20 protein-coding genes are annotated in these 20,603 nt (G+C 36.5%); 3 read left to right on the top strand and 17 right to left on the bottom strand.

What is annotated here, in order from left to right; translation table 11 throughout:
- The first annotated feature begins 17 nt into the window (after positions 1-17).
- A complete protein-coding gene (locus EGT49_RS01850) occupies positions 18-695 on the top strand; it encodes a hypothetical protein (protein ID WP_135371257.1) in 678 nt (225 codons plus the stop codon).
- A 747-nt stretch (positions 696-1,442) separates the two neighbouring features.
- Here EGT49_RS01850 and EGT49_RS01845 read toward each other — a convergent pair.
- The 11 genes from EGT49_RS01845 to EGT49_RS01795 form a co-directional block, all read right to left on the bottom strand.
- Positions 1,443-2,612 (bottom strand): MalY/PatB family protein, encoded by a 1,170-nt coding sequence (locus EGT49_RS01845; protein ID WP_135371256.1) that lies wholly within the window; start codon positions 2,610-2,612, stop codon positions 1,443-1,445.
- 34 nt (positions 2,613-2,646) lie between these two features.
- On the bottom strand, positions 2,647-3,486 hold the full coding sequence (locus tag EGT49_RS01840; protein ID WP_135371255.1) for a DUF3737 family protein: 840 nt from the start codon (positions 3,484-3,486) through the stop codon (positions 2,647-2,649).
- 105 nt (positions 3,487-3,591) lie between these two features.
- Positions 3,592-5,388, bottom strand: coding sequence for an ABC transporter ATP-binding protein (locus tag EGT49_RS01835; RefSeq protein ID WP_135371254.1), 1,797 nt, complete (start codon positions 5,386-5,388; stop codon positions 3,592-3,594).
- Positions 5,381-7,141, bottom strand: coding sequence for an ABC transporter ATP-binding protein (locus EGT49_RS01830; protein WP_135371253.1), 1,761 nt, complete (start codon positions 7,139-7,141; stop codon positions 5,381-5,383). Before EGT49_RS01830 ends, EGT49_RS01835 begins: the two co-directional genes overlap by 8 nt.
- Before the next feature lie 198 nt (positions 7,142-7,339).
- Complete coding sequence (locus EGT49_RS01825; RefSeq protein ID WP_135371252.1) at positions 7,340-8,437, bottom strand: lactate oxidase; 1,098 nt, start codon at positions 8,435-8,437, stop codon at positions 7,340-7,342.
- Positions 8,438-8,528: 91 nt separating this feature from the next.
- A complete protein-coding gene (locus EGT49_RS01820; RefSeq protein WP_135371251.1) occupies positions 8,529-9,689 on the bottom strand; it encodes a cation:proton antiporter in 1,161 nt (386 codons plus the stop codon).
- Positions 9,690-10,465: 776 nt separating this feature from the next.
- A complete protein-coding gene (locus tag EGT49_RS01815; RefSeq protein WP_135371333.1) occupies positions 10,466-11,635 on the bottom strand; it encodes an MFS transporter in 1,170 nt (389 codons plus the stop codon).
- A 28-nt stretch (positions 11,636-11,663) separates the two neighbouring features.
- Positions 11,664-12,191 (bottom strand): PadR family transcriptional regulator, encoded by a 528-nt coding sequence (locus tag EGT49_RS01810; RefSeq protein ID WP_135371250.1) that lies wholly within the window; start codon positions 12,189-12,191, stop codon positions 11,664-11,666.
- 246 nt (positions 12,192-12,437) lie between these two features.
- Positions 12,438-13,625 (bottom strand): NADH-dependent flavin oxidoreductase, encoded by a 1,188-nt coding sequence (locus tag EGT49_RS01805; RefSeq protein ID WP_135371249.1) that lies wholly within the window; start codon positions 13,623-13,625, stop codon positions 12,438-12,440.
- Positions 13,626-13,733: 108 nt separating this feature from the next.
- On the bottom strand, positions 13,734-14,060 hold the full coding sequence (locus EGT49_RS01800) for an AzlD domain-containing protein (RefSeq protein WP_135371248.1): 327 nt from the start codon (positions 14,058-14,060) through the stop codon (positions 13,734-13,736).
- On the bottom strand, positions 14,047-14,754 hold the full coding sequence (locus EGT49_RS01795) for an AzlC family ABC transporter permease (protein WP_135371247.1): 708 nt from the start codon (positions 14,752-14,754) through the stop codon (positions 14,047-14,049). Before EGT49_RS01795 ends, EGT49_RS01800 begins: the two co-directional genes overlap by 14 nt.
- A gap of 106 nt (positions 14,755-14,860) precedes the next feature.
- Between EGT49_RS01795 and EGT49_RS01790 the strand changes: the two genes are divergently transcribed.
- Positions 14,861-15,661, top strand: a complete 801-nt coding sequence (locus EGT49_RS01790; RefSeq protein ID WP_135371246.1) for a fumarylacetoacetate hydrolase family protein — start codon at positions 14,861-14,863, stop codon at positions 15,659-15,661.
- 23 nt (positions 15,662-15,684) lie between these two features.
- Here EGT49_RS01790 and EGT49_RS01785 read toward each other — a convergent pair whose 3' ends face one another.
- From EGT49_RS01785 to EGT49_RS01765, 5 genes are all read right to left on the bottom strand, one after another.
- On the bottom strand, positions 15,685-16,173 hold the full coding sequence (locus tag EGT49_RS01785) for a MerR family transcriptional regulator (protein WP_135371245.1): 489 nt from the start codon (positions 16,171-16,173) through the stop codon (positions 15,685-15,687).
- A gap of 82 nt (positions 16,174-16,255) precedes the next feature.
- Positions 16,256-16,813, bottom strand: a complete 558-nt coding sequence (locus EGT49_RS01780) for a sugar O-acetyltransferase (RefSeq protein ID WP_135371244.1) — start codon at positions 16,811-16,813, stop codon at positions 16,256-16,258.
- Positions 16,814-16,857: 44 nt separating this feature from the next.
- Complete coding sequence (locus EGT49_RS01775; RefSeq protein WP_135371243.1) at positions 16,858-17,652, bottom strand: DNA/RNA non-specific endonuclease; 795 nt, start codon at positions 17,650-17,652, stop codon at positions 16,858-16,860.
- A gap of 11 nt (positions 17,653-17,663) precedes the next feature.
- Positions 17,664-18,164, bottom strand: coding sequence for an ATP-binding cassette domain-containing protein (locus tag EGT49_RS01770; RefSeq protein WP_135371242.1), 501 nt, complete (start codon positions 18,162-18,164; stop codon positions 17,664-17,666).
- Between the two features lie 101 nt (positions 18,165-18,265).
- Positions 18,266-18,973, bottom strand: coding sequence for a hypothetical protein (locus tag EGT49_RS01765; protein ID WP_135371241.1), 708 nt, complete (start codon positions 18,971-18,973; stop codon positions 18,266-18,268).
- Between the two features lie 184 nt (positions 18,974-19,157).
- On the opposite strand from EGT49_RS01765, the gene EGT49_RS01760 reads away from it, so the two are divergent.
- Entirely contained in the window at positions 19,158-19,469 is a 312-nt protein-coding gene (locus tag EGT49_RS01760) for a DMT family transporter (protein ID WP_135371240.1), read from the top strand.
- 59 nt (positions 19,470-19,528) lie between these two features.
- Here EGT49_RS01760 and EGT49_RS01755 read toward each other — a convergent pair whose 3' ends face one another.
- Positions 19,529-20,575: a WxLIP family cell surface protein gene (locus EGT49_RS01755; RefSeq protein ID WP_135371239.1), complete on the bottom strand. Its 1,047-nt coding sequence runs from the start codon at positions 20,573-20,575 to the stop codon at positions 19,529-19,531.
- Positions 20,576-20,603: the final 28 nt, after the last annotated feature.

Raw genomic sequence — 20,603 nt, 5'->3', positions numbered from 1 at the left:
ACATTTTTGGGGGAATCATGACTATATTATTCGATAAAAAAATTATGCTGAGTGAGGATGCTCCAGCATTTTTTGAAAAGTATATCCACTACATTCATACAATCAACCCACAAGATTTATTTGAGGGTAAAAAAAATAAACAAATTCTAAAAAATAAATTCATTTTTAAAATTCACCAATTGGCTAACTTAGATTCAGCTAATCTCAGCATCAAGACAACCAATAAAAATTTGGAAATCTATGCCGACTTTCCCAGACAGTCCGCAGTTAAAATTGGCACTTATCCAATCAACCGTTACTTGAAACGAATCATTGCTCAAGGTGCCTATCCTACTGTACGCATTATGGGTGGTAGATTCAAAAAAGTAGTGCCAACTGACTTTGACAAGGATATCATTGTCGATGGTGTTGAACCTTACGGTATCATTTTGGAATTGCACCAACCTGAAGTGGCTAATGAAAAGATTAGAAAAATCGATACACTCTATCACTATGTTTTCAAATCTGAGTATAGTTTGGTTAGTGTTTCAAAAATCTTAATGTGCTGTTTTGCTATTTTTGGTTTGGCACTTGGATTAGGGTTTATGTTTTTAGGTTTCTTTATGACTGGTTTAATGGTAATTGTCGCTTTCTTCGGGGTTAACTCTTACACTTTGATTTTGTCGGAAAACTACAAGCCTAAACGAATTGAATAGTTTTAAAATTGGGAATTAGAGGTTGCATGTCAGAAATGGCATGCTTCTTTTTTTATTGTTGGTGTAATATTCCGTCCTCCATAGCAAAGAAAATTTGGCTGGAACGATGTGGGCACAACTTGAAACTACCGCAAAGTGCGCGGCATTTCCAAGATTGGCCTTTTTGTAAATGCTAAAGCATTAACAAAAATTTCACATCTGAGCCAATTTTCTTTGCTATTCCGGACTGAATAACGGATCTATTTTATATTTGCTTTCCATTCATTCAGGAATACCAATTCTATTCAAAAATGGAGTTAAATATTTTAATTCGTTATTGTGTTACCTCCTTTTTTAAATAGAAGTAATAATTAAAAAATCAAAAAAAGAGAATCTTATCAAATACAGCAAATTCCTGTTGTTCGAGTAAGATTCTCTTTTTTAATATCAGTTTAAATTAATTAAAACAGTGAAACATCATAACGTATCCAGACCATAAATCAGTTTTATCTAAATTTGAATAGAACTTATATCCCACTCAAAATTTACAGAAATAACTGCAAATAACTGAAATCTAGTCTGGAGTAACAGCTCGGGGAAATTCAGCTGCGATATTTGTCTTGGCGCTTTAGCGCCTAGTCAAAGGTGGAGCTTGAAGACAATTCCCGGTTTTGGAATTGGCTCCAAGTCTGCCCACCGCGTTCCAGCGTTTCCCAGAGTTGTTGCGGAAGACGGCATCTAACCACCACTCAAACAAAAGAACCATCACTATTTCTTATAATCACTTACACCCTTTTGCAAACGACTCAAGCCATCTTGAATCATTTCTGTTGGGCTTGCAATGTTCATTCTAACAAAGTGATAGCCGTCACCACGATAGACACTGCCGGGAGTTAAGATCAAGCCGGTATCTTTTCGAATGAAGTTGGTTAATTCTGTTACATTTTCGGTTAATTCTGATACGTCAAACCACAATAGATAGGTGGCTTCGCCTTTGACCCACTTGAATTCTGGCACATTAGTAGCCAAGTAATCTAAAACTAATTTTCTATTGGCTAATAGCTTTTCTTTTAAAGCTTTTAACCAGGAGCTACCTTGTGTGTAAGCGGCAATTGTTCCTGGGATTGCTACTATATTTGGTTCCGCTAGTTCTTCACTATTGAGACCACGGCTGACTTGTCCACGTAAATTTTCATCGGGGACAATCACTGTTGAAGCATGCAAAGCGGCCACGTTGAAAGTTTTACTTGGTGATACCGCAACTACGACATTTTTCAATAACTCTTTTGGTAAGCCAAAAATTGGGTTATAACCTGCTTCGTTGAAAGTAATATCACCATGAATCTCATCACTAAACAACTTAACGTCATATTGTAAACACAATTGGGCAATTTTGGTCAGTTCTTGAACCGTCCAAATTTTGCCGACAGGATTGTGAGGATTGCACAAGATCATCATATTCGTCAATGGATCACTCAATTTCTTTTCCAGATCAGTGAAATCGATTGAATAAGTGCGGTCAGTTTGGTCGTATACTAAATCATTCGAAACGACGTGACGACCAGAATTGACGATTGAGTTGTAAAAGATGTTGTAAACTGGGGCTTGCACTAAAACATTGTCACCTAAAGAAGTTAAGCGACGAACGGCCGAAGAAATTGAAGGCACTACCCCGGTGGCAAAAATCATCCAATCCGTTTGGGGGCGAACGTGGTGTTCACGCTCATACCAACTGGCGACTGCTTCTTTATAGTCGTCAGGAATTTCTTCATAACCGAAAAGACCCATATCGATTTTTTTTTGGAGTGCTGAAATAATCTCTGGAGCGGTCTTGAAATCCATATCAGCAATCGTCATTGGTAATTCATTTGGACCAACATCCCACTTGGCTGAATTTCCCGCACGTGATTTGTTCAGAGTTTCAAAATCATACTTCATTATTATTTTCCTCCATTAAACTTTTTGTGACACACTAATAACTAATAATAGTTTTATTCTGATCAATTTCTGGGTCATCAAAGATAATCTTATCAACAGACTTAACTTTGATTGAACCGCTGATTGGATTCTTGATACTCATGACATTGGTTGTGATTTCGGCATCAATATTTGAACAATATTCAAAGGCCAAATCAGTTCTCAAGAGCTTACAGTTAATCATTTTCAAGCCATCTAAGTAACAAAGTCCTTGGTCACTTTCAATCGTACAGTTAACCAAAGTTAAATTCTTGGTATTCCAAGCTAGATATTCACCACTGATTTTTGAGTCATAAATTGTTACATTCTCACAATTCCAAAAGGCATCTTTTGAGACGAAAGTAGAATTGTGAACTTCAATATTCTTAGCTCCGTCGAAGACATAGTTCCCAACAACATTTAAGTTCTCAGCATAAATGTTTTCACTATCTTTACCAAAATAATTTCCGTTGACTTGAACGTTGTTCATTTTGATATTTTTACAAGTCCACATTGTTTCCTCTGCATCAGCAAAGTGAACATTATTCAAAGTAATGTCACTAGCACGGCGGAACAACTTAGGAGCCTGCAAAGCCGAATTGTTGATTTCAATATCCTCGGTATACCAAATACCAGAACGTGACATCGTTTCAAAAATTGTATTATCAACTACGACGTGCTTGGCATACCACAGTGGATATTTCCATTTGAAAACGACATCTTTCAAATCAATATTACGAGCTTCTTTTAAAGGTGATTCTCCTTCACCAAAAGTTGTATCGGAAATTTGAGCGTCGTGTTCCTTAAAGAGTGGGCGTTCGCCATCAAAATATCCTTCATTTATTTGTTTTTTCATTAAATACCAAACCTTTTTGTTTTATTTACAAATATTATTGTTAACTAAATTGCTTGATATGTTAAATACTTATTTTGAATACCCTCTCATGCATATAAGTTATAGTTAATTATTTTCAACTGATTGTAAAGCATACAATTCAGCATACTTACCACCTAGAGCAAGTAATTCTTCATGCGTTCCTCGTTCAACAATTTGACCAGCACTTAAAACTAAGATCTGATCAGCATCTTGAACTGTAGAAAGCCGATGCGCAATAGAAATTGTTGTTCGGTCATCACGCATTTTTTTCAAACTTTTAGTAATGCTTTGTTCCGTTTGCGGATCGATATTGGCAGTTGCCTCATCCAAAATTAAGACTTTCGGATTTCTAACAATTGTTCTGGCAAAAGAAATCAATTGACGTTGACCAGTTGAAAAACTGCCACCACGTTCCGTTACCGGAGAGTGATATTTGGCGGGAAGTTTCTGAATGAATTCATCGGCATCAACAAATTTTCCCGCTTGTTCAACTTGTTCATCGGTAATTGAATCATCAAACATTCGAATATTCTTGGCAATATCACCATAGAATAAGTATGGCTCTTGAATTACCAATCCGAGTTTTTGACGTAATTCTTGGGTCGAAAAGTCACGAATATCATGGTCATCAATCAAGATTTCCCCCTGACCAAATTCGTAAAAACGCAACATGATGTTGATAATTGAACTCTTACCACTACCCGTGTGACCGACAAAGGCGATGTTTTCACCAGGTTCAACGACAAAGGAAATATCCTTCAAAACTGGTTCATCGGGATTGTAACCAAAGGTAACGTGACGGAATTCAATTTTTCCTTCAGTAATTTTAGCTGTGCTATCCTCATTTTGTTTTGGAGCCAAAGTTTCATTATTGAACATGCGCATAATTCGGTAACCAGCAACTAAACCATCTTGGAAAAATGACATGTAATTCATGACATTTCCCAGTGGATTAAAGAAGTTTTGTTGGTAAGAAATAAACGCATAAATCACACCAGCAGCCACAAAAGTATTCATACTTTGTAAACCAAAGCCTAACAACGCAATCAATTCAGCCAAGGTAAACATCAAATTGATCATCGGATTCAACAAGAATGAATTGACGTTGATCATTTGTCGACGCATTTGATAGTACGCGTTATTCTTGTTTTCAAATTCTGAAGTCTTTCTACCTTGTTGACCAAACTGCTGAATAATACTAATCCCCATTAAGGATTCATTCAATTTGGTGTTGATTTGACTCAAGTATTCACGCAAACGTTGATAGATTTTCGAACTAATGTGTTGATAAACCCAAACTACCAAATACAATAAGACGACAAATAATGCTGTTACAACGGCTAACCAAATGTGAACCGAAGCCATAGCAATAAACGCTGAGATCATCGAGAAAAAGGCCACAATGATCATCAAGAACAACGTCCAAAAATTGTACAAAGTCTTGGTATCATTAGTAACTCTTGACACGATTGATCCAGCCGGCGTGACGTCAAAATACTTCAAGCCTAATGTGTGAAGTTTGTGAAATAATTTACTTCTAATTCTTTCCAGTGTCCGTTCAGCACCCATCGCAAAGAAGAAGTTTTGCACGAATTGAACAATCGCCTGAATGATCGTTCCAAAAGCATACAAAATTGCAAAGCCAACGATTAATTTCAAACCAGTACTTTGGTCGGTCAAATAATTATCCATGTAGTATTGCAACATTCTTGGTAAAAAGATGTTGATTACACTTAAAACCAAGGCAAATCCAATTGCAATTGCAAATTGAATCTTGAACTCCCATGCAAAACTAAAGAGCCATTTCAAAATGTTATTACGGTCTTTGCGTGATAGGGATCGAACTTTTTTAAGTATATTCTCTTGCTCATGATTATCCATTATTTAGCCTCCCCTCTAACTCAGCTGTCTTCTCTTGAAGATGGAAGGTATTGTAGTACCAACCTTTTTGAGCCAATAATTCTTTATGAGTACCTTTTTCAATAATTGTTCCGTGGTCGATGACTAAAATTTGATTGGCATTTTCAACCGAACTCAACCGACTGGCCGCAATGATTGTCGTTGCCTCTTTTCGATTATGGGCAATCCGTTGTTCAATATTACGTTCAGTCTTAAAATCAACCGCTGACAAGGAATCATCCAAAATCAGCAATTTAGGATTACTCAAAATAGCCCGAGCAATCGCCAATCTTTGTTTTTGTCCACCTGAAAGCGAGACCCCAAGTTCACCAACTTCGGTATCGTAACCATTAGGCATCTTCTCAATATCAGCATCCAAATCGGCGACACGACTAGCTGCTTCAACGGCTTCTTGGCTAGCTTCGATATTGGCAAATCGTACATTGTCACGAATATCAGTTGAAAACAAGAAGTTAGTCTGCGGAACGTAACCGATCGTATTCAAATAATTATCAAGATTATATTTTCGAATATCATATTGGCCAACTTTAATAGAGCCGTCATAATGATCGAAATCACGCATCAAAAGACTGATGATAGTTGATTTTCCACCACCAGTAGGGCCAACAATTCCTAAAGTCTGCCCTTCCTTTAACTGAAAATGCACATCTTGTAAAGCTGTAGCCTGATCATCATCTGGATAGTGGAATGAATGAATATTAAAGTCGAGTGTTCCATCAGGAATCTCTTCCACTTCGTGTTTTGGATGAACTAAAGAAGATTTTTCGCCTAACAATTCACTGATTCGATCGTAACTAGCTGAACCACGTTCCAAAACGTTGAACAAGCTACCGACCGCATACATTGGCCAAGTCAATTGAGTCATATATGTAATGAAGGAAACTAATTGACCAATTGTGATTTGATTATGTAAAACTGACAAACCACCGAAAATAATTGTGATCACATAAGAAATCCCCATGATCAAAGTTGTTAGTGGATCAAACAGTGAATCTAGTCGATATGATCGTTTATTAGCAGTAATATTGTCGGCCACATACTTATCAAAATCCTCTTCGTCTTCACGCTCTTGACCTAGCGCCTTGAGAACTTTAATACCGACGATACTTTCCTGAGTCTTGTTATTAATATTTGAAAACTCAGCTTGTGAACGTGAAAAAGCATCGTGAACTTTTCCACCCAAAATATTTGCCATAATACCTAATAGTAGAAGTGGCAAAACAGCAAACAGCGTCAATTTCCAACTGATCATCAAACCCATAGCTAGAACGGTTGACGTACCAGTAATAATTGAGTCGGCCAAGGTCAAAATACCTGGTCCAGCTACTTCACGAACGGCATCGATATCATTGGTAGCATGCGCCATCAAATCACCAGTCCGCCATTTTTTATAAAAAGTTGCGTCCATCTTCATAAATTGACGATACAGTCGACTTCTCAGTTCACGTTCCAAAACAAAAGAACTGCCGAAAATCATCTTCCGCCATAAATAACGCAACAAATATTGTGCAATCGCTGTCACTAAGAAAATTGACATACTGATGACTAAGAAACGAGCAGTCATATTTTTCTTACTAACGGCATCAACCACATCCCCAATAATTCTTGGTGGAATAACGTTGAAGATAGCTACGACAACTAGTGCCAGGACACCAACTAAATATTGCTTCCATTGGTTTTTAAAGAACCACTTTAAACGAGAAAAAATCCCCATATTTATCTCACCTTCAAATCCTAAAATACTGTATTAAAAATAACGCATTACTAATAGCTTACACCCTAAAGTTCACTCGAGGTCAAACGTTAATAACTTTCTTGTATTTTTTCTAATAAAATTACAAAAATTAGCGATATTCTCATAATTAAATAAGAATACCGCTAATTTAATGTTTTTTAAACTGTTTGACAAAAATTAATCTAATAATTGGGTGTTTTTTACATCATTAATTGTCTTAGTACCTGCTAATTGCATCGTAATTGATAATTCCATGTTGAGATGTTCGATCACATCAGTTACACCTTGTGCACCACCAAGATTTAATCCATAAATAATCGGACGACCGATAGCAACCAAATCAGCTCCACTAGCTAAAGCTTTGAAAACATGTTCGCCACGACGAACGCCACTATCAAAGACAATTGGAACTCGCTTATCAACGACACTAGCAATTGCTGGTAAGACATCAAATGATGCTGGTCCACCATCAAGTTGACGACCACCATGATTAGAAATCCAAATTCCGTCAGCTCCAAAGTCAATTGCGAGTTCAGCGTCATCAGGTGATTGAATACCTTTGACAAAGACTGGCAAACCTGACAAATCTTTGATCTTTTGAATATCTGAAGGCACGATGCCTTGTTTGGCAGCTGCGTAAATTTCAGAAATTCCCTTACCTTCACCATCACCGTTTGAATAAGCTGCCAAATTTGGCATTGGTAATGGGAATTGGAACTTACTAATGACGTCTTCTTCACGATAACCACCCAGCGTGGAATCAACTGTCAAAACAATTGCTTTGACGCCAGCTTTAACTGCTTTTTTGATTAGAAATTCATTAAATTTATCATCTTTACTCATGTACAATTGGAAAAATTGTGGGGCACCAGGAGCTGCGGCTGCACCATCTTCTAAACTAGTACTACCGTAAGTACTCATTGAAAAAATAGTTCCTGCATCTGCTACACCTTTAGCAGTGTCGACTTCACCTTTAGCGTGAGCTAAACCATGAGCAGCTGATGGAGCTTCAATGATTGGAGTTTTTAAATCAATATCCCATAATTTTGTACTCAAGTCTGCGTGATTGATACCTTGCAAGACACGGGGCATTATTTTCTTCTTATTAAAGGCTTCAGTGTTTTGCTTCATCGTCCATTCATCTTCAGAACCGCCACGAATGTAGCCAAAAGCACCTTTCTCATTGCTCATGTGGTCACGAACACGTTTTTCAAGTCCAGCGATGTTTACGATCTCAATGTGTTTTTCTTCAGTACTTGCTTCATATTTTTTCATCAGATCATCCTCTATCTGTTACTTTTTGTTTAACAGGTATAGTGTAACGCTTTTTATAAAAAAATACACAATTTTATTCTAAAAAATATCATTATTCTTCTATTTCTGGTTCATGATTGAGGATTTTATTGAACAAGATCGGACAAATCAGACAAGTGATAATTGCGGCCAAAGTGATGGCACCTGACTGCGCCGTAGTGATCAATTTCAAATTACGCCCTACTTCCAAGATCGGCAAGACTAGGGTAATTGTTGTTGAAGTTAAAACCGCAGCCGCAACTGAATAGCGTTTACCAAACTTCTTATTGAATACCAGATAGACGATCGTCTTACTCAAGATAAAAGCGATAAAGAAAACTGGAATCAACATTAAAGCTTGTTTGTTAGTCAACAATGTTCGCAAATCCAATTTAACGCCAGTAGTAATAAAGAAAACCGGTATGAAGAATCCATAGCCCATTGAGCTGAGCTTTTCCTCAGTGTCTTCCTTTGGCCGCAATAATTTCATAACGGCTCCGGCTAAGAATGCTCCCAAGATATTCTCGGCTCCAATTTGTTCGGCAAAAGTTACCAAAGTAAAAATTAAGAAAAAGGCTAAACGAATGTCCAATTGGGTCGTTGATTTGTCAATCTTATCAAAGAAAACATAAATCCGATTAAAACGACGTAATAAGATTATGGCAATAAGAAAAATCACTGGCAAACCAAAAACAGACAAGTAGTTTTGACGTTTAACCGCCGCATAAACGGTCAAAGCCAACAGCGGAATAAATTCACCCATAGCCGAAGTCAACAGAATCGTCTGGCCGTAATTCGTCTCAAGTAGTCCAACCTCTTTTAGTAAGGAAATAATCACTCCCATGGCAATTGTACTGAACAGGATCACTGCCAAGATAAACTCATTAAAGATTCCTGTTTTATAGACTATTACTCCTAGAATCAAGGACATGAAAAGAATCGAGCCAAATCCTGCTAGTGATGTTCCTAATGGCGAGAATTGATCCTTTTTAGGTTCCAACAGGGAGAAATCAATCTCCATTCCTCCTAAGAAAATCAGCATGATCACACCCAGATTAGCCACATATTGCAAACTAGAATCTGGTTGAACGATATTCAAACCAGTCTTCCCAATTACTATCCCCATCAAAATTTCAGAGATTGCCGTTGGCATTCTGGTCAAGTGAAATTTGGCTGTAATTAGCGGTGTGGCTAAAGCAGCAAACAAAACAATTAATAACGAAAATTTTTCCATATTTATACCCTCATTTATAAACGCTCGCAAAAATAATATAACAAATGGAATAATTTTTGAAATAAAAAGGTTTTTGTAGAAAATTCTTTTTTTATGGTGGGTGGAAGTATGCCGTCCTCCATAGCAAAGAAAATTTGGCGGCAACGTGCTGGGCACAACTTGAAACTACCGCAAAGTACGCGGCATTTCCAAGATTGGCCTTTTTGTAAATGCTAAAGCATTAACAAAAATTTCACATCTGAGCCAATTTTCTTTGCTATTCCGGACTGAATAATGGATCTATTTTATATTTGCTTTCCATTCATTTAGGAATACCAATTCTATTCATATATAGTGCTTGATGTTTTTATAGTTGAATTGCTTCCCCTATTCAAAATAGAAATATAAAAAGTATAAAAAAGAAGACGTCACTAGTTTGCTTCAATCCTCTACATCTCTAGTAATATCTTCTATCTCTTTATAAAATTTTACTAATAAAAATTCAAATTACCATTACGTATCCAGACTATAAATCAGTTTTAACTAAGCTTTGAATAGAACTTATATCCCACTCAGAATTTACAGAAATAGCTGCAAATAACTGAAATCTAGTCTGGAGTAACAGCTCGGGGAAATGCTCAGCCCTGAAATTCCTCTTGGCGCTTTCAGCGCCTAGTGGAAGACCGAGCTTGGAGACTTTTTCCGGTTTTGAAAAAGGCTTCAAGTCGTGTCCAGAGCGTTCCAGCATTTCCCCGAGTTGTTGCGGAAGACGGCATCTAAACATCCATAATCTCAAACTACGCTTCTCTATTCAGCTTCTCAGGTTCCCCTAATACAAAGTGATCAATAATCGCAATAATTAAAAATACTAAGGCGACCAAACAAACTCCGGACCAGCCAGCGTGGCTCCAAGCCCAGGTAGCAAAGAGGGTTCCAAATGACCCACCTAAGAAATAACTGAACATGAAGATGGAATTGTTTCTACTACTCTGTTTTCGATTGAGTGATTGGACAATTGCCTGGTTTGACACTTGACTAAATTGTGTCCCTAAATCTAACAAGACGATTCCGACGATTAGACCAATCATCCAAAAACCGATTAACCAAAATACTAAGAAACCTAGTCCTGAAAGAATCATGCTTAAACCGATTGTCAGTTTTGGTGAGCGTTCGTCGACTAAGGTGCCGACCCATGGTGCTACTAAAACTCCGGCAATTCCTAAAAGTCCTAATAATCCAGCGACACTGCTGCCTAGGTGATATTGATCAGCTAAATAAAAGGCTAAAGTTGACCAGAGGACGTTTGACATCCCAAACATGCAAAAACCGTTGATGGCTGAACTTCTCAAGGCCTTTTGGCTAGTGAACAATTTGGGTAAAGTTTTAATGACTGGTAAATACTTCAAATCTTGGTGTCCCCGAGCATCTTTTGGTAAAAATAGATGAACGATGACTAGAAATACTAAGTCAATTCCGGCCGCCAACAAGTAAATATCCTGCCATGGCATCACACTACCTAATAAACCACTGAAAGACCGTGACAATAAGATACCTGTTAATAAACCGCTCAAGACGATTCCTAACACTTTACCCCGTTCTAAGGCTGGCGCTAAGTAACCGGCGTAAGGAATAATGATCTGTGGCGCAACCGAGGTGATGCCAATTAAAGCCGTGGCAATGGCAAAGACAGCTGCATTTGGTGCTAAAAAGGCTAATAATAACGAAATAATTGATAAAATCATCATAAATTGAATTAAGTTGTAGCGATTGAAAATATCTCCTAAAGGCACAATTAACAATAGTCCCAAGGCGTAACCTAATTGAGTCACCATCGCCAACATTCCAACGACTGATTTTGAAACTCCAAAGTCATTAGCAATTAAGTTTTCAATTGGTTGAATAAAATTTAAATTGGCAACGATAACCCCAGTTACGATTGCCATTAATAAGATTGTCTTTTTCGACATAGTACGTGGTTCTTCCAAAATATCCCCTCTATTTCTCAAGCTTGTTTAACGAATCTTGGGCCCAATTTAAAGCAGCCACAATTTTTGCGACCTTCAAGTCATTGACCCACAACGCATTTTGTAGATCCAGATTTGAAATATTAGTCTGTGGTAAGTCAGCCATTTGTTTTTTGAGCAAATTTTTTTCCTGGGTCAAATATTGACAGTAATCACGCAATATTTGTTGACGTAACTTCCTATCTATTTGATGAAAATTGCGAAACTTCACATTATAGGTGAATTCCAAATTTGAATTGACCGGAATCTTCTTTTCCATTAATTTCAAGAATTGTTGGCGACCGCTTTTGGTAATCGTGGCAACCTTTTTAATTCGACCAGATGTTTTAGTTTCATTTAATTCGATGAAACCTGCTTCATCTAAGCGTTTAAATAATGGATAGATCATTCCAAAACTAATCTTGCGACTGGATCCGACTAATTGCTGCAAAATTTGGCGCATTAAGTATCCGCTCATCGATTCGTCCATCAGTTGTCCTAAAACAAACAAGTCATACATTTTTCTCTCCTTGACAAAAACAACTAGTTTAATATATATATATCAGGCTGATATATGTGTCAAATAGCAAAAGAGCGGGACAGGACATGGTCAACTCTTGAGCATTAAAACAAATAAGCCAAGGTAATCGCACTTTGATTACCTTGGCTTATTTGTTTTAAGCGGAGAGAGTTATGTCCTGTTCCGCGTTTATGCTGCAAGTTTAGGAATAAAAAGTAGTTATGTCCCAAGCTTTTATAATTATATCTATTCACCACCGCCAAAGATATGATCTAAGGCGTTATTAAATTTTTGCCGACTCTCTTCGGTAATTGGTTCACTACTCAATTGCAAACCATCGTGGAAGCCTTGCATTAAGAACTCCCAATATGTTCCAACTAGACCAAGTTCTTCATGGTCTTCTGGTGAAATTGTATAACGGATTGCTTTTTCATCACCGGCTTCAACTTTTTGAACCCACTTAGGTTCACGCAACATCTCACGACCTAATGCCGCAAAGTCGATTCCCTCATCAAGGACTTTTTGAGCATCGGCGGGAGTTTGAATATCACCAACCCCAATCAATGGCAAATCACCAATGTGTTGTTTGATTGTCAAATTCAAAGGAGTTGTAACTGACTTATCATTCAATGACTTTCTCCAAACATTTCCCATGGAAACGTGTAAGTAGTCGATTGGTGTCTCTTTCAAAACATCGATGAATTTCAAAGTCTCATCGAAACGAATTCCAGGGGTTTCGATTTCTTCTGGTGAAATTCGATAGCCCATCAAGAATGGCTTTTTAGCATACTTATCAATAATTGCTTGAACTTCTTTAATAATTGCTAGTGGAAAGGCCATCCGCTTTTCTAGACTGCCACCCCACTTGTCAGTCCGACGATTAGAATTTGGTGAGAAGAATTGTTGAATCAAATAAGTATTTGCGCCATGGATCTCAACTCCATCAAAGCCAGCTAAAATCGCCCGTTTAGCTGCTTGACCGAAGTCTTTGATAGTTTGCTCAACTTCTTCTTCACTCAAAGCTCTAGGTGTTTCTGAATTTCTTCTTGTCGCTTTAACAGCACTAGCACTGACCGGCTGTTGACCTCTCAAAATAGCAGTTGAAGACATTCTACCAGCACTAAAAATTTGTAAAATAGCTTTAGTACCATCTTTGTGCATTGCATCCGCCAATTTAGTCAAACTAGGAATAAAACGGTCATCCTCAGCACTGAGCTCACCCTCGAAACCTTTGCCCAGCGCATTAACATTGGCTACACCAGTAATGAACATCCCTGCTCCACCACTGTGTAAGTGATAATATCGTAATTCATCGGTCGTAACTTCACCATTAGAAAAGCTCATTTCTTCTGTCATCGGTGGAATGACAATTCGATTCTTAACTGTAACGCCTTTCTTAAACGTATATGGTGTCAAAAAATTATAATCCGCCATTGCAATAACCTCACTTTCAAGTTCAGATTATCACAACGATGACAAATGTAAACCTTTTCATTCGAATGAGACAAGATTTTATAAATGCTTAAAATATTGTCAAATAAACTAAATTATTAGTCGTACTAAGCCTAGTGAAATAATTCCCACAATTACGATCAAAAGTAATTTTTTTGTTAAAATAGCCGTTATGACGGTTGGAATTGAAGCTAATAAATTGGGTAAATCGACCTGTGGTAGATGACCGATTTGCTGATGAAATAAGTTTTCAAACCATAACGCCGCCATAATGGTTATTGGCACAAAGCCTAAAAATTCCACTACTTTTGGTGGTAAGGTGAACTTTTTAAGTAACACGAATGGCAAGATTCGTGATAGCCATGTCGCCAGTCCGCAAAAAATCATTGTCCAAATAATAAAGTTAGTCGATGGCATGCTTCAACACCACCCCAATTGCACAACCTACTAAGGTCACGATTAAAATCAAGAGATCACTTGAGATAAAAACTAAACCAAAATAAACTAATGGCAACATTATCAAAATCACTAATAATTGAACTTTTAATGAGATCGATTTATCACTGATCAACTGTAAGTACAATAATCCGATGAACATTGCCACTAAAGCAAAATCTAAGCCTAGTTGTTCCGGATTCGTGATGACTTTGCCTAGCATTGCTCCAAGAAAAGTTGAAGCGGCCCACACTAAATACGCCAAAACGTTTACCGTATTGAACCACTTAAACGATAATTCACCATCGGTATAATTTAACTTATTCATACTCAAGGCAAAACTTTCGTCGGTAATTAAACTTCCTATTAGAATATTCTCTAACATAGTATTTTTTTTGAAAAATGTGGCAGTTGTCATACTCATTAAAATCATGCGTGAATTGACTAAAAAAACTGATAAAACAATTGATACTATTGGTGTTCCAATAACTAACAGACTCACTAAGATAAACTGTGCCGAACCGGCATAGACGATCAGTGACATCAAAGTTGCCATCAAAACACTTAACCCACTGGCGGCCGCAACGATACCAAACGAAATCCCAATACCGATGTATCCGAATACCGTGGGTAGAGTATCTTTAACGGCTGTCCTAACGCTTAAACTGCTATCCATTCGTATCCCTCCTCATTTATAAATAATTATAATAATTTTAATTTGATTACATGTCAATTATCGACAGAAGTTATAAAATATAAGTATTTATAAAAGAGGGTTAAAAATGAAATTTGCTATGTATAACGATCGTGTTGCCTTAGTCAATGACGATAATATTCAACTCGTAAATGGCGTCAAAAACTTACAAGAAATGCTGCCACATTTGGATGACCATCTGTTTCTCAGTGAAAAAAGAGCCAAACCTGATATGCGTGACTTCTCACTCCCGATTGCTGATCCCAAACAAATTTTTGCCGTTGGTTTCAATTATCGTGACCACATGCAGGAATTAAAAACTACTGCTCCTAAAGTTCCCAACATCTTTACTAAATTTGTCAGTTCATTAACTGGACCAAATCCATTGGTCAAAATTCCTAGTCCACAGACTGATTGGGAAACAGAACTCGTGATTGTCGTGGGCCGTGGCGGTCGCAATATCAAGGTCGAACAAGCTGCTCAGCACATCGCCGGTTTCATGGTTGGCCAAGATCTGTCCGATCGAAAGCTGCAGTTTTTAAATGCCAATCCTCAGTTTTCACTTGCCAAATCCTACCAAAATTTCTCGCCAATCGGTCCTTGGCTAACAACTCCAGATGAAATCGATGATTTAGGCAATTTAACCATCACGACTGAAGTGAATGGTGTAGAAAAGCAACATAGTCAGTTGAAAAATCTAATTTTTGACACGAATGATTTAGTCAGCTACCTTTCCAGTATTACGGAACTATATCCCGGCGACTTAATCTTTACCGGGACTCCAGGTGGTGTCGGCTCAGGTAGAAATCCAAAAGAATTTCTTCATCCTGGTGATCAATTAATCAGTAAGATCGACCAATTAGGCCAATTAACAATTAATTTTAACTAAAAAAGCTTGATTCCTTTTGAGAATCAAGCTTTTTTCTTCAGGTCAATTAAATCTCGAAGATTGTCAGTCTTAGCTAATTGAGCTTGGTATTGCGATTTAGTTTCTGGATCAACTAAGTTTTGACCAGGGACAAAATGAATTTTCTCTGTTCCAGCTTCAACTGAGGTCTTATAATACCATTTCTTGAACCGTAAGAAATCTAATTTGTCGTTCAACTCATCTATTTTACCCTGAAGATTTTTCTCCTCTTGGTCCAAGTAGTCATATCTTTCCTGTAAAGTTCCGTCACCTTCCATACATAAACGCACAAAGTGAGCAATATCTTTCACAGGTACACCACTTTTTTTCAAACAATCGATTACTTCTAAAAAGTTCATATCCTGTTGTTTGAATTTACGACGCCCAGCTGCATCTCTTTGAACAAAAGGCATCAAACCCTCCTTATCATAAAAACGGATAGTTGAAGAGTTGATATTCATCTTTTTAGCTACATCGCCAATTAAATATTCCATTATTTTAAAATCCCTTCTTGACTTAAAGATATACTTAAATCATAAACCAGAATAAAAAAATTCCACAATTGAGTGGAATTTTTTATTGTTCTAATTTTTTAATGATCTTAGCAGGAACCCCGCCAACTAAGACGTTGTCTGGAACATCTTTGGTAACGACTGCCCCGGCAGCAACGACTACATTATTACCGATAGTAACGCCAGGAATAATGGTTACTTTACCACCGATCCAAACATCATTGCCAATCGTAACTGGCGTTCCTTTTCCTAAATAATCACGACGACCTTGAGCTGTCATTGGATGATTAACTGTATAAATATCAACATTGGGTCCAATCATGACATTGTTTCCAATATTCACTGGAGCCACATCCAAGATTGTTAAATTAAAGTTGCTTAAAAAGTCATCCCCGACATGAATATTTTTACCGTAATCACAAGTAAAAGTACTCTGGACGGAAAGATTTTTACCATATGATCCTAAAATCTGTTTAATTTTTTTAGTTTGTTTGTCAGGTTCTGTTGCTGGAATGCTATTAAATTCTTGACACAACTTAGCTGCTTGAGCTTTTCTGTTGGCGACACCTTTATCAATAAAGTAATACCAATCGCCATTATCTAGTTTTTCTAATTCATTCATACTCTCACCTCAACTGCAGTTTAGTACTTAAACCTATGTTTAAGTCAATAAGAATTATGATGATATTTCTTTGACTGATAATGTTGTTGCTTTACTTCTGGCACTCGAAAGTCCCTATTCACTCGTGATCTTCCCGTTGCATAATCGAATTGAACTTGATCTTGAACGTTCCAAAGGTAACGATTGAATTTAACACTGCCATCGTTAGAGATTCCCTGAACCCAGACCCCACGGGCCATCAATTCTTGGCCTCGAAAAATTGGTGTCACCTGATAGATCATCTTTTTATTTCTTGCTAAGGCATTACGAACAGTCTGTTCTATTTCAACCATCGTCTTTTGATTTGAAAACTCAGTTTGAGTAAATAAATTGTAAGGATTATCGATACTACCTAACTGTCCCTGATCAGGTTTACCATCCTTATTCAAATTAAAAGTCATTGTATAAGCAATCAAATGACCTCGATTTTGTGCAATCACTCTTTGACCGTTAACGTATTTTGGTTGGTTGTGCCAGCCAGTTGGTCGCCAAGTCTGTTCAGTTCGGGTATAAGAACGCCCCAAATTATTGCGAGTTAAGTATGCAGTGGCTCTTTTAGTCCGATGTAAATCATCTAAGCCACCAAAATCAATATGTGATTGCTCAAATGCTTTATAACTGATAGTCGGCTTGTCACCATTAATTATCTTGACCGGTTTATCGTTGGAGCGATAGGTCCATTGACTAATAGTTTGCGCACTCACTTGTTGAGTTGAATTGGTAGCTTGACCACTACTCAAATTGGAACATCCCGTCAAAAGTAATGGCAGCATTAAAATAAATAAAATTGCTTTTTTCAAAATTTTCTCCCCTAAAAAGCCATGCGTGACTTAATTTTCAAATAATTATCAGCCAAAATTTCTTCGGCATTTTTTATAAAATTAACATTATCAGTCTCCAAAATGTTGTCCAACTTATTAGTCGTCAGGATAACTGTCTTATCCTCTGCTACTAAAGTCCGCAACCAATCGAAAATAATTTTGGAATGAGTCAAACTTAATCCCATTTCTGGCTCATCAAATAAATACAATTGTTTATCAACCAATAAATTTAAATACACTAATAAAATTTTTCGATCACTAAAGACTAAGTCACAGTATTTTATATCTAAAATCCGTTGCAAGGTTGACGGTAAAGCCAAGTTTCTAGCGCTACTCAATTGGCGAATAAATCCAATAATCTCTCGAACTGTCAAACCAATTCGAAAATGATTTTCTTGTGCCAAATAAGCAATCTCTTTTGCTTTCGGAAAACCGCTGAAATTTGAATTCTCGGCAGCAATTTGATCCAAAATAATTGATTTACCACTCATTTTTGCTCCCAAAATGAAATTGATTTTCCCATCTTCGAAATAAAAATTGGCATCATGAAAAATTACGTGTTTTTTTTGATAATAACTAAAGTTTTCTATTTTCATTTTAAATACCGATTAATTGAAATTTTTGGAAGCAAGAACCCCGCTATTGCTAAATACAAAATTGTACAACTGCCAATTAAAAACTTTAAAGTACTTGATGAGCAGTGAACAATATAAAGTTCGTAAATCATTTGAAATGGATTCAAAATTGTTAGCAGATATTCTAAAATTCCGTTTGGATGTAGTCCTAACAAAGCAATTCCTAAAACAAACAAACTTCCGATTAAAAAATTAAATGAATCTTGCTTCATCTTGACGAACAACAAGACAACCATCATCGCCGCTGATAACAACGTGGCTAAAAACGATGTTAAAAAACCATACAAAAAAGTTATTAAAGAAAGATGAGTAATGAATAAGGTCACAAAGATATTGAATAACAAAATTTCTAGTTGCACGATTATTAATTGAACAAAAATATTCGACAATAGAATCATATTTTTAGATTCAACTAGAAAAATCAATGTTTTAAAAAAACCACTTTCCCGCAAACGAATAATGTTGATCAAAAAGCCGTTGAAAACTGTGGTCACAACGATATAGGACCAATAAATATAGAGTGAACCGTCATCTTGAAAATTTAAATTTTTATTCAAAAAGACCATAAAGATTGGTAACAACAATGTATAAACAAAATAAAACTTTTCTTTTAAGGCAATTTTTAGTTGAATCATAAAAATTGCCACATCATTTTCAAATAACAAATATAAGCCCCTCCCCATCAAAAGTCCTAATAAAATTAATATAATCTAATACTAATGTCAATCATAATTTGAATATAATTAAACATGGTGATTTTTATATTAAAATACAAAAAATAATTGGTGTATTTCTACAAAAAAGCGTGTATGATTATGAAAGAATTTTTTAGATGCTGAGGAAAAGCTTATGAACTACTTACTATTATTGGTTTCAATTGGATTTGAAGTTTTGGGGACTTCACTACTCAAGAAAACCAACGGCTTTACTAACCTACTCCCAACCTTAGGGACACTGATCTCATATTTTATTTGTCTATTTGTCCTTTCACACGTCCTGAAACGACTTCCCTTAAGTTTAACTTATGCGACCTGGGGAAGCGTCGGCCTAATCCTGGTAACAATCGCCGGAATCGTCTTTTACCAAGAAACACTTTCAATTTATTCAATTATTGGCCTCTTTTTAGTTGTTACCGGCACTGTTTTGATCAATGTCTTTTAAAAAAAATCCTTAGTAGTCAAAAATTTGATTACTAAGGATATTTTTTTGTGTCACGCAATTTAGTTCAGTCTATGTTTTCTGTAGTACCAAATTACCAATCCACCAATGACGGCTACCCCTGCAATGATTCCAATAATTAGATCCTTAGAACCACGATCAACTGGTGTCTTCTTATTGATGGCTTTAGTCTGTTTGCTAGTGACAGTAAATTTACGTTGTAAATTCCAAATATCTTTACCATTATTGGCAGAAATATTCAACGTCATTAAGTAAGTACCTGGCTTTAAGCGTTTATTCTTATTCGTACCGATCACCGTATTAACGTTGATTGGATAATTAAAGTAACTATTTGGAGCTAAATTCATATTACTTCTTTTCGATTGTAAAACGACCCTTTGATTACTATCAGTAACTTTACTATTGATAGAAACTCCTGATTCAATTCTTGGTACATCATTATCTAGTAAAGCATTCACAAATACTTGTCCATTTTCGGTTGTTTCATAAGCCTTGATAAATTTCAAGTTGGCTTTAACCGGTTTAGTATTTTGAAGTAATTGTAAACCTAGAACGTAATTGTACTTATTCTTGAGTGTGACACCCTTAGGATTCTTTTTGGAAACTTGATTGTCTTGTTCAACCAAAATTCCTCCTAACAAAACACCATTGAAAGTTCCACTTGGAGCATTGATATTAACTGTAACTTCTTTAGAGGCCTTTGGCTCAACGGTAACTTTCTTAGGATAACTGACTAGTTTTTGAATGTCATATTTCAAGGAATTATCAGGTTTAATATTGTTATCGTTATAGACGATAACACCATTAGTATCAGTTGAAGCACGATTTATCATAACGGTATATGTATGCGTTTTGGTATCGTTATTGTTGATTTTGAAATTGACGGACAATTTTTGATTAGGCGTCACTTTCAAATCGAAATACCCTACCTTCTTGTCCAATTGATACTGTGATTGAATCGGCGTGACGCTATAATTAATTGCTGGTTGTGCTGGCGTTTGTGCTGCTTGTACCTTCATTGTGTCGCAAAAAACAAGCCCTAAAACACTAATCAAACATATCATGAAAGTCCTAATATATCTCTTCAAAATATCATCTCACTTGAAAAAAAGAGAG

It is taken from the genome of Companilactobacillus suantsaicola, assembly GCF_004745525.1.
GTDB classification, from domain to species: domain Bacteria; phylum Bacillota; class Bacilli; order Lactobacillales; family Lactobacillaceae; genus Companilactobacillus; species Companilactobacillus suantsaicola.
Note: the sequence above shows the minus strand (reverse complement) of the source record. Positions and strands in the feature narration are given on the sequence as shown.